At 34.9% G+C, this 10,161-nt stretch carries 10 protein-coding genes; all 10 read right to left on the bottom strand.

The window, feature by feature from the left end:
- Window positions 1-282: 282 nt before the first annotated feature.
- Window positions 283-1,848, bottom strand: a complete 1,566-nt coding sequence (gene murJ / locus Q0410_RS06340; RefSeq protein WP_299034453.1) for a murein biosynthesis integral membrane protein MurJ — start codon at window positions 1,846-1,848, stop codon at window positions 283-285.
- A 126-nt stretch (window positions 1,849-1,974) separates the two neighbouring features.
- Complete coding sequence (locus Q0410_RS06335; protein WP_299034450.1) at window positions 1,975-3,501, bottom strand: 4Fe-4S dicluster domain-containing protein; 1,527 nt, start codon at window positions 3,499-3,501, stop codon at window positions 1,975-1,977.
- A gap of 27 nt (window positions 3,502-3,528) precedes the next feature.
- Window positions 3,529-3,837, bottom strand: a complete 309-nt coding sequence (locus Q0410_RS06330) for a hypothetical protein (protein ID WP_299034447.1) — start codon at window positions 3,835-3,837, stop codon at window positions 3,529-3,531.
- A gap of 64 nt (window positions 3,838-3,901) precedes the next feature.
- The gene (locus Q0410_RS06325) at window positions 3,902-5,215 is read right to left on the bottom strand and encodes a cell wall metabolism sensor histidine kinase WalK (RefSeq protein ID WP_299034444.1); all 1,314 of its coding nucleotides are present in this window, start codon (window positions 5,213-5,215) and stop codon (window positions 3,902-3,904) included.
- Window positions 5,212-5,871: a response regulator transcription factor gene (locus Q0410_RS06320; RefSeq protein WP_299034441.1), complete on the bottom strand. Its 660-nt coding sequence runs from the start codon at window positions 5,869-5,871 to the stop codon at window positions 5,212-5,214. Before Q0410_RS06320 ends, Q0410_RS06325 begins: the two co-directional genes overlap by 4 nt.
- A complete protein-coding gene (locus Q0410_RS06315) occupies window positions 5,871-6,488 on the bottom strand; it encodes a PhoU domain-containing protein (RefSeq protein WP_299034438.1) in 618 nt (205 codons plus the stop codon). Before Q0410_RS06315 ends, Q0410_RS06320 begins: the two co-directional genes overlap by 1 nt.
- Complete coding sequence (gene pstB / locus Q0410_RS06310; protein WP_299034435.1) at window positions 6,488-7,351, bottom strand: phosphate ABC transporter ATP-binding protein PstB; 864 nt, start codon at window positions 7,349-7,351, stop codon at window positions 6,488-6,490. The genes Q0410_RS06315 and pstB overlap by 1 nt, the downstream gene beginning before the upstream one ends.
- A gap of 8 nt (window positions 7,352-7,359) precedes the next feature.
- On the bottom strand, window positions 7,360-8,175 hold the full coding sequence (pstA, locus tag Q0410_RS06305; RefSeq protein ID WP_299034433.1) for a phosphate ABC transporter permease PstA: 816 nt from the start codon (window positions 8,173-8,175) through the stop codon (window positions 7,360-7,362).
- A gap of 8 nt (window positions 8,176-8,183) precedes the next feature.
- Complete coding sequence (gene pstC / locus Q0410_RS06300; RefSeq protein WP_299034431.1) at window positions 8,184-9,047, bottom strand: phosphate ABC transporter permease subunit PstC; 864 nt, start codon at window positions 9,045-9,047, stop codon at window positions 8,184-8,186.
- Between the two features lies 1 nt (window position 9,048).
- Complete coding sequence (locus Q0410_RS06295; protein WP_299034429.1) at window positions 9,049-10,008, bottom strand: substrate-binding domain-containing protein; 960 nt, start codon at window positions 10,006-10,008, stop codon at window positions 9,049-9,051.
- Between the last annotated feature and the right edge of the window lie 153 nt (window positions 10,009-10,161).

The raw sequence follows: 10,161 nt of genomic DNA, 5'->3' as shown, positions 1-10,161 counted from the left end.
AAATTCAAGTATTTTTATATTTATTCTTAAAAGTCCAGTTTTTAATACGTTTTTGCTTGATTTTATGTATAATTGTAGTATATTTTATATAGGCTCTTATAGATTTATCAATGTTTTAAAAATTTTCTAGCCTAGATTTTTTGAATAGATACATTTTAATATCTGTAGATCTTTATCGAATTTGTCTGAGAAATTACTTTATATATGCATAGAAAAAGGCTCGTTTCCTGCCTAAGGCAGGCTACAAGCCTTTATTTAATCCTAGTTTAAAGCTAGGTCTTTTTATTTATTTTTTCTTTTTCTCTTTGCTACTCTTTTATTTTGCTTTTTACCAAAAAACTTATGGTAAAGTTGGTTAACTAGGTCCATCACTTCAGGAATCCTCGCAAGTAATATCACTAGCAAGTAAACAAGGCCTGCAAAGATAATTGCTAGAAAAAGAGCTAGGATATGACTAATCCTACTTGCAAGCGCACCGTAGCTTACATATGCTAGGTAAGCCATAAGAGAAGTTGCAAGGATGATCTTTCCTAGGGAAATTAGGGTTTTTTTAAAATTAAAGGCTCCAAAATTATCCCTAAACTTATAAATCATCATTATAGAGCCAATGGCAGTTGATGTAACTGTAGCATAGGCTAGACCTTGGATATCAAAATATTTTATAAATACAAAATTCAATATAACATTTAAGGCTTGTTGGATAACAACAATTATAACAGGAGTCTTACTATCGCCAACTGCATAAAATCCCCTATCCACAACATCTGTTAGAGATTGGAAAATAATATAAGGTGCGTAGGCAGAAAGTAGGCTTGCTACAATAATTGTATCATCACTAGTAAAGGCCTTTCTCTCAAAAACAAGCTCAATAATAGGTTCTGCTAGGACCATCATACCAACAGTAGCTGGTATAACTAGGGTCATAGTTGTAACAACTGCTGATGAGATTGATGTTTTCATCTGGCTGATTTTTCCAGCCTGGCCCAGGTGGGCAATCTTAGGAAAGATAGCTGTTGTAACAGATACAGTAATTACCCCAGTTATTAGGGTAAGCATAGTTTTTGAGTAGAATAATTTTGAAATAGCAGCCTTACCAAAAAAGTATGATGCCATAGAGTTATCAGCTATTATAGATAACTCTCCTGCAGCTGAGGATATTATTATTGGTATAGCCACAATCATTAGACTTCTAACATACTTGTTATGGATGTCTACTATTTTTTTATGCTCATAGCCCGCTTGTCTTGCTGCCTTAGGAAATAAAATATATTGTAAGACATTTCCTAAAAGAGCTCCTATTATTAGTAAGTAAGGATTTCCAGTTAGACCTGTAAGAACGGTAAAGATAATTATTACAATATTCATCAAGATCCCAGTTATAGCAGGATCAAAGAAATTGCCCTTAAGGTTTAAATAACCCCTAAAAATTGCAGAATACAGATAAGCAAAGACTGCAAACATCATTATCCTAGTATAGTTTGTTGCAAGGTCAAGCCACTCGCCCTCAAGGTCTGGACTTAAAATTTTAGAAAAAGGCCTTGCAAAGACCAGGCCAAAAATTACCGCAAATAGTCCAAATCTCATCAAGATATTGAAGACATTTGAGGTAAAAGCTTCGGCTGCTTCCTCTCCCTCTTCATTTTTTGCCTTGTTATATATAGGTATAAAACCTGAAATAATACCCATAGCCACGAAGTTTGATACAACCACTGGAAGGGTATTTGCTGTTGTATATACACTTTTTAAATCACCTGCTCCGATAAATGACGCCATCACTGCTTCTCGTACAAAGCCAAAAACTTTAGAGATGATGGTTATAATCATGAGCATCAATGTAGTTTGCCCCATATTGTTCCTCTCTTATAAAATCTTTCCTTTATTATATCTAATTATGGGTCTATTTACAAATATGAAGGAAATTCTTTATAGCTTTCAAAAATAAAAAAGAACCCAGCCTAGCTAGGTTCCTTAAATTTATTTTTGTAAGACTGAATCGTCTGGTTTATCTTCTTTTGGAATCAAGGTATTATCTGCTGGAGAATTAAAGATTGATTCTTCAGAGAAGGCTTTAACAGCTTTTCCTGATTTTCTAATATCCACTACTGTACCAGGTCCACCTACACATCCTCCTGTACAAGCCATACCTTCTATTAGCTTACCATCCATCTTTCCAAGTTTAGCCATCCTAGCAAGTTTCATACAATCTGCTAGACCTTCAGCTTTTTCTATATTAACCTTGGCATCTGGATTTATTTCGTGGATTCTCTTTTCAACTGCTTGAGCAACTCCACCGCTTACTGCGTAGTACCTACCTGTTTTAGAAGCATCCATAATATCTTCTTCTACTTCTATCTCAGCTGGTTCTATACCCTTAGCAAGAAGCATACCTAAAAGTTCTTCGTAGGTTATAACAAAGTCTATAACTTCAGCTACTTCTGGTTCTAGAGCTTCAAGTTTTTTAGAAATACATGGACCTACGAAAACTACCTCACAATTTGGATCACGTTTTTTCATTTGCTTGCCTGAGTAAATCATAGGTGTAGATGATTCTGAAATCTTATCGTTGATTTCTGGGAAGTTTTTCCTAACCATTGACTTCCATGAGAAGCAGCAAGAAGTACCCATAAATGGAATCTCACCTGTTGGTACAAGCTCTAAAAATTCGTGGGCTTCATTTAGAGTTGTAAGGTCAGCGCCAAGTCCAACTTCTATAACATCATCAAAACCTAAAAGTTTTATAGCTTCTTTTATTTGTTTTGGACTAACATGGGCTCCAAATTGACCAACAAAGGATGGAGCAACTACAGCATAAACTTTTCTGTCAGATTGAAGAGATTTGATAAGTTGGTAGATTTCACTCTTATCAGAGATAGCCCCAAATGGGCAAGAAATAATACATTTACCACAAGCTACACACTTATCTTCATCAATTTTAGCACGTCCTAGTGGGTCAGATGATATAGCCTTAACCCCGCAGCTTTCTGCACAAGGTCTTTTTTGGTGGTTTATAGCATTGTATGGGCATGCGTCTACACACTTACCACATTTGATACACTTATCTTGGTCAATAATCGCTCCCTTGGCTGTGTATTCTACAGCGTTTTTAGGACAGACATTTACACATGGGTGTCCTATACAAGCATGGCATTGGTCTGTAACTGTAACTTTATTTTCTGGACATGCTTCACAAGCAATTTTAATAACTGATACTAATGGTGGATGGTAAATTCTTCTATCTACGTCCATTTCAGCAAGTCCTTCAGTGATAGCTTCTGTCTTATCAGCAGTTCTAGCATCTAGACCTATACACATTCTAAGTCTTTCGCCCATAACCGCTCTTTCTCTAAAGATATTTTCCCTATAGGAAGCTTCTTCACCAGGAAGAATGTTATAAACCTCAAGACCAATATCGGTTAGCGGTCTATTTTCATAGGCAATTTTGGCAATTGCCTCAAAAGCCATCCTTCTAATATTTAATATATCTATGTAAGATTCTTTCATTTAATACCTCAATTAACTACTTATTTTCTATTTTTCTAGGGCAGACTCTAATTTTTCTATGTCAATTTTGACAATGGCATGCATCTTTTCCATAAGGACTTCAGGTTTAGCCTTGGTTATGTACTCACCGTCTATTTTTACAATAGGTGATTGTCTGTCTGACCCTTCTACTTCATCCATGATGTTCTTATATAAAATTTCAATTTCAGGAGCTTTTCCTAAATTTTCAACTTCATAAGCAATATCAGTATCTCTTTTTACTAGCTCTGCGGAATCATGTAAATACTCATTTCCGTGGGCTGTACATCTTGCACATGAACATATAGTTACCTTCATCTCAGTCTCCTTTTTATATTCTTACATCAATTGTATCAAATATAACAAAATATTTCAATACATACTATCCTCTATCATTTATTGGTATTTCTATTATAAAAGTAGAACCCTCTCCAAACCTACTTTCTAAATCTAGTTTAAAATCTAGACTATCTGCTATATGTTTTGCAATAGAAAGGCCTAGGCCTGTTGATTTTACCTTCCTATCCCTTGACTTATCAGCCACATAAAATCTCTCGAAAACTCTCTTTATATCAGAATTTTTTATGCCTATGCCAGTATCTTTTATAAAAATCCTCATAGACCTATCTATCAGTATCGAAGAAATCTCGATAGAGCCTCCTTCCTTATTATATTTGATAGCATTTTCATAAATATTTGATAAAAGATCTACAAATAAAGACTTAACTGTATAAACCCTATAGGTTGTAAGATTGTTTGTTACTTGGATGTTTCTTTTGTTAGATTTTTGCCTAAATTTATCTATTATTGCATCCATTTCCTCTTTGACATCTACATAGGATTTGGCTAAGTCTAAGCCTTTTTCATCTAATTTTGAAAGTCTTAATATATCGTCTATTATCTCAAGTAATCTATTGCCTTCATCAAAGATTATTTGAGCAAATTTTTTAATATCTTCGTCCTTGGCTATACCTGTAGAAATAAGCTCTGCATATCCATTTATTGAAGTAAGGGGGCTTTTTAGCTCATGGGTTACATTGGCTGAAAATTCCCTTCTCATAAGTTCTGCCTTCCTAGTTTCTGAATTATCTATGATAATTACTACAAAACCCATATTTCCCCCATCATAGATTGGGTCAATAAAAATTTTAAGGTGGTAAGAATTTGCATCAAAAGATAGGCTCTTAGACCTTGATAAGATCCTTGCTTCCTTTAGGGCAAGTTTATATTCCCTACTATCTATCAACTTATCAATCCTTACTGTCTCGTCCTTATTTAAGAAATTTTTCGCAGAGTCATTGATAAGTTCCACCTCTCCCTTGGGATCAAAAACTATAAAGCCCTCTTCCATATTGGAGGTGATATTTTCAAGTTCTCTCATCTGTCTTTTGAGGATGGATATGTTTTTTTCAAGCTTGACATTTTTATTTAAAAGATTTCTATAAACCTTGCCTACATCTTCAAAATCTTCTCCGACCTTATTAAAATCATAGTATTTATCAAATTTTGATATTTTTCTTGCATAAATGTCTAGTCTTTTGTCTATGTATAAATGAGATAGGATAAGTAACCCTAAGCTCAGGCCCAGAAATAGGAAACTTATCTCGTATTCTTTTGTATAAAAACCAACAACCACAGCAAAGGCGGTCGCTATGGTTGTTGTAATACTTAATGATTTTTTTGTTAATTTCTTCATATCTCTCCGAATTTATAACCCAAATTTCTTACAGTAGTAATATACTTGCCAGAATTTTTTAGTTTATTTCTTAGACTTGCTATGTGAACGTCAACAGTCCTTGTCTCTCCCTGGTAGCCATAGCCCCAGATCTTTAAAAGAAAGTCATCTCTAGTGATGACATTTCCTAGATTATTCATAAATAGGTTTAACATCTCAAATTCTTTGTAGGTTAAATCTATTTTTTCCCCGTCAACTTTTACAGTTCTCTTTTTGGTATTTACACTGATATCCTTATAAGTCAAATGATCATGGTTAGCCCTATTTACACGACGCAAGATAGCCTTTACCCTTGACAAAAGCTCTAGAATTGAAAATGGTTTGGTTATATAATCATCAGCTCCACTTTCAAGACCTAAGACCTTGTCAAACTCATCGGTCTTGGCTGTAAGTATTATCACAGGAAGGTCAGAAAACCCCCTTATTTCTTTTAGAATACTAACCCCGTCCTTGCCTGGAAGCATAAGGTCTAAAAGTAAAAGTTCACAAGGATTAGCCCTAATTTCTTCTACTATAGATAGGCCGTCCTCAAAGGCCTTAACTTCATAACCTTTTTCTGTAAGGGCATAGCTTACCAAATTTCTAATTGCACCATCATCTTCAACTACATATATCATTATAACCTCGTTGCTAAGTCTGCCACCCTGGCAAATCTATCGCCAAGCCTTTCAAAGTATTTAAATAGAAGAATCTTATTAGATAATTCCACTGCATCTATCCTGTCATTTTTGTTTTCATCTGCCACAAAAGTTATGGCATCTACAAATACCTTGTTATTTATCTCGTCTTTTTCAATTGTATCAAGGGCTAGGTCCTTATCATTTTTTATAAAGGCCTCTATCCCGTCTTTTATCATCTTGCTTTCATTTTCTATAAATTTTTTTAAGAAATAAATTTCTTTCTCGCTTACCTCGTAGACTTTAAGAATTTCTGCCACAGAATTTAGATGGCTTGCAATTCTTTTAAATGTAGAGGCAAGTTTTATTTCCATTTGCAAAAGTCTTAAATCTCTTGCTACTGGTTGTTGGAGGGCAAGAAGCTCAAAACAAAATCTCTCTATGCCAGCTGCCCCTCTTCTAATATCATCGTAAAGTTCTATGACATGGTCCAAATTCTCATCATTATTATTCTCAAGGTAGAGGTCAATCCTATCATAGGAAATAAGAATAAGTTGGCTTACTTCCTTGCTCATTTCCTTAATTGATCCCAAATCACTGTTAAACCTAGTTCTCATTATCCAAACCTTCCTGTGATATAATCTTCTGTCCTTTTATCAGATGGATCTTCAAAAATCTTTTTGGTTTCATTCATCTCTATAACCTCACCTGTAAGGAAAAAGGCTGTTTCATCTGAAATTCTTGCTGCTTGTTGCATGTTGTGAGTTACTATTACTATGGTATACTTTTCCTTTAACTCGTCCATCAAATCTTCTATAGCAGATGTTGATATAGGGTCAAGAGCACTTGTAGGCTCATCCATCAAAACAATTTCTGGGTTTACTGATAGGGTTCTTGCTATACAAATCCTCTGTTGTTGACCACCGGAAAAAGATAGGGCATTTTGATCAAGTTTATCCTTGACCTCATCCCAAATTGCAGCAGATTTTAAAGAATTTTCTACTATTTCATCTAGGGTATCCTTATCCTTGATGCCTGATATTTTGGGACCATAGGTTATATTATCATAGACTGATTTAGAAAAGGGGTTAGGCGATTGGAAAACCATGCCAACATTTCTACGAAGACTTACGACATCTACATCTTTTTTGTAAATATCCTTTCCTTCTATTTCTATTAAACCTTCTATCTTACATGAATCAACAAGGTCATTCATCCTATTAAAACACTTAAGAGTGGTTGACTTTCCGCACCCTGATGGACCTATGAAGGCTGTAACCTTACCCTTTTTGATATCCATATTTACTTTTTTTAGGGCCTTGAAGTTATCATACCAAAGGTCTAGGTCCTTAACCAAAATGGCTGTACCCTTATCTCCTACATCTCTTTTTTTAATTATTGATTTATTTTTCTTATTTATTTCTTGAGCCTTTTTAAACATATTATCTTCTAGGGGGCCTTTTTCTTTTGTTTTTTCCATTATTTCTCCTAAGCTTTTGTTATTTTTTTACTAATCCTTGTAGATACAAAGTTAATTAGGACCACAAAGACTAAAAGAAGTACTGCTGTGGCGTAGGCTTCTTTGACATGAAATCCTTCACTTGATAGGACATACATGTGAACTGCCATGGTCCTTGCTGATTTAAACAAGCCTTTTGGTATATCAGGTACACTACCCATGGTAAATATTAGGGCAGCTGATTCTCCTACAATCCTACCTGTTGATAAAAATATTCCGCCAAGTATACCATCCATGGCATCTGGTAATACAACTTTAAAAATAGTTTGGATCTTGCTAGCTCCAAGAGCTAGGGAGGCGTGTGCCTGAAGGGGATTTACAGTCAAAATCGCCTCCTCAGTTGTTCTAATTATGGTAGGTAAAATCATGATTGCTACAGTAAGACATCCTGCAAGAAGTGAATACTGCATACCTAGACCACGTCCAGCACTCGATACAAAAAACAAGTAACCAAATAGGCCATAAACTATAGATGGAATTGACGAAAGTATTTCAGTTGAAAACCTAACAGCTTTGATTAGAAACTTATTTTTTGCATAGTTTGATAGGTAAATTGCTGTAAAAATTCCTATCGGAAGAGCAATTATCAAGGTTAAAACTATTGTCATTAGAGTTGTTATTAAGGCAGGCATTAAAGAAACATTTTCTGTAGTATATTGAAGTTTGAATAGACCTGGAGTAATGTTTGGTATACCTTTTATCAAAATATAGGCAATAATAATCCCAGACATAGCATAGCCTAATGTCACTAGGAGCATTATTGTTCCTTTGAAAAATTTGCTCATAAAATCTCCTATAATCTTTCTTCGGTTTTATTTCTTATAATATTAAAAATGATATTTATTATTAGGATAAATATAAATAAAACCATACCTGTTGCAATTAGAGCTTGCCTATGCATACCAGCAGCATATCCCATCTCTAGGACGATATTAGTTGTAAGTGTTCTTACACCCTTAAAGATTGATGAAGGCATCATTGGTTGGTTGCCTATTACAAGGTAAACCGCCATGGTTTCACCAATCGCCCTACCTATGGCAAGGATAATTGATGAAAAAATACCAGATTTTGCATAAGGTAGCATTACCTTATAAATTGTTTCTTCTTTTGTTGCGCCAAGGGCAAGAGAACCTGTCATAAAAGTTTTTGGCACTTGTCTCAGTGAGTTTTCAGAAATATTTACCATAGTTGGTAGTATCATTACAGCAAGAAGAATAGATGCTGTTAGCATATTCATACCACTTTTTACATCAAATAAGTCTTTTACTAAAGGTACTAAAACCATCATAGCAAAGAAACCATACACTACTGAAGGAATCGCAGCCATGAGATTCATTAGAGCCTTTAGAGGTTCATAAGTTTTTTTCGCATAATAGGCCATAAAAATTGAAATAGCTAGGCCAAAGGGTAGGGCTATTAAAGTTGATAAACCTGTTACAATAATTGTTCCTATAATCATCGGAAAGATTCCAAATCTTGGATTGCCTGCAGTTGGTTTCCAAACCTTGCCGGTTATGAATCTTAAAAGTCCGTACTCATTTACAAACTTAATTCCTTCAGAAAATATGAAGAAAATGATAAGAAGTATCAGAAATACGGACAATACTGCAGACAAGAGGAAAATTATCTCTCCAATTTTTTCTCTTGTCTTATTCATATTATTTTCCTAGTTCACTTGTATTTGTAAGCTCACCTTTGAAGATTTGTTTTAATTCTTCAAGACTTAAATCTTCTACCTTACTATCTTTATTAACTACTACAGCTATACCGTCTGTTGCGATTACTTCTACAGCTAGAGTTTCTTTTTCTTCATCTTTTAATTCACGACTTGCCATTGCAATATCAGCTGCTCCGTCGATTACTGCTTCTATACCTGCAGATGATCCAGTAGATTGGATTTCAATTTTGGTGTCTGGGTTAAGTTCTTGGTATTTTTCTGCCATTTTTTCCATAAGTGGAGTTACAGATGTAGACCCTGCTACTGTAAGCTTGCCTGATAATCCTGCCGCCTCATATTTTTCAGTCTCTTGAAGTGGAACATAACCTTCATCTAGGCTAAGTTTTTGAGCTTCTTCTGATATACAGAATTTTAAGAAGTCTTTTGCAAGATCATTTAGTTCTGCTTCTTTAAATCCTAGGTTAAATGGTCTAGAGATTTTGTATGAACCATTTACTATATTTTCTTCAGTTGCTTCTACTCCTTCGATTTTAACTGCCTTTACAGTGTCATTTAAAGAACCAAGGGAAATATATCCGATAGCGTTAGCGTCTTGGCTAACTGTTTGCATAACACCGTTGGTTGAGTTCTGTACGATAGCATCTGGGGTTGTCATGTCTTCCTTGGCACCATCAACTTCTTCTTCAAGACCGACAAGTTCTATGAAGGCGCCTCTTGTACCTGAACCATCTTCGCGAGATACAACTGAGAAGTCATAATCCTCTGCATTTGCAGTATCACTTGTTTCTTCTTTTTCTTCTGCTGGAGCTTCAGCTGTTTCTGTTGTTTCAGTTTGAGCTGGTTTTTCTTCTACCTTTTCTTCATTTCCATTTCCGCATCCTGCTAGTACTAGTCCTAGGGAAAGAGTGGCTGCTAAAATTTTCTTATTTGTAATTTTCATATTAATCTCCTTAAGTTTTTAACTTTAAGACTATGATACTAGGAGAATATTCGGTGGGTTTTAAGGATTTGTAAAAACTTTGTAAAATAAAATACCAAAATCGAGTAGGGCTAAATAAATAGCCCTCTCACACCACCGTACGTGCCGTTCGGC

The sequence above is a fragment of the uncultured Anaerococcus sp. genome, from assembly GCF_937934665.1.
Classification (GTDB): domain Bacteria; phylum Bacillota; class Clostridia; order Tissierellales; family Peptoniphilaceae; genus Anaerococcus.
Note: the sequence above shows the minus strand (reverse complement) of the source record. Positions and strands in the feature narration are given on the sequence as shown.

What these genes read in the sequence shown, in the direction of transcription:
- murJ (WP_299034453.1), bottom strand. Translation starts at nt 1,848, where the DNA reads ATGGGGCAAACTACATTGATGCTCATGATTATAACCATCATCTCTAAA.
- Q0410_RS06335 (WP_299034450.1), bottom strand. Translation starts at nt 3,501, where the DNA reads ATGAAAGAATCTTACATAGATATATTAAATATTAGAAGGATGGCTTTT.
- Q0410_RS06330 (WP_299034447.1), bottom strand. Translation starts at nt 3,837, where the DNA reads ATGAAGGTAACTATATGTTCATGTGCAAGATGTACAGCCCACGGAAAT.
- Q0410_RS06325 (WP_299034444.1), bottom strand. Translation starts at nt 5,215, where the DNA reads ATGAAGAAATTAACAAAAAAATCATTAAGTATTACAACAACCATAGCG.
- Q0410_RS06320 (WP_299034441.1), bottom strand. Translation starts at nt 5,871, where the DNA reads ATGATATATGTAGTTGAAGATGATGGTGCAATTAGAAATTTGGTAAGC.
- Q0410_RS06315 (WP_299034438.1), bottom strand. Translation starts at nt 6,488, where the DNA reads ATGAGAACTAGGTTTAACAGTGATTTGGGATCAATTAAGGAAATGAGC.
- pstB (WP_299034435.1), bottom strand. Translation starts at nt 7,351, where the DNA reads ATGGAAAAAACAAAAGAAAAAGGCCCCCTAGAAGATAATATGTTTAAA.
- pstA (WP_299034433.1), bottom strand. Translation starts at nt 8,175, where the DNA reads ATGAGCAAATTTTTCAAAGGAACAATAATGCTCCTAGTGACATTAGGC.
- pstC (WP_299034431.1), bottom strand. Translation starts at nt 9,047, where the DNA reads ATGAATAAGACAAGAGAAAAAATTGGAGAGATAATTTTCCTCTTGTCT.
- Q0410_RS06295 (WP_299034429.1), bottom strand. Translation starts at nt 10,008, where the DNA reads ATGAAAATTACAAATAAGAAAATTTTAGCAGCCACTCTTTCCCTAGGA.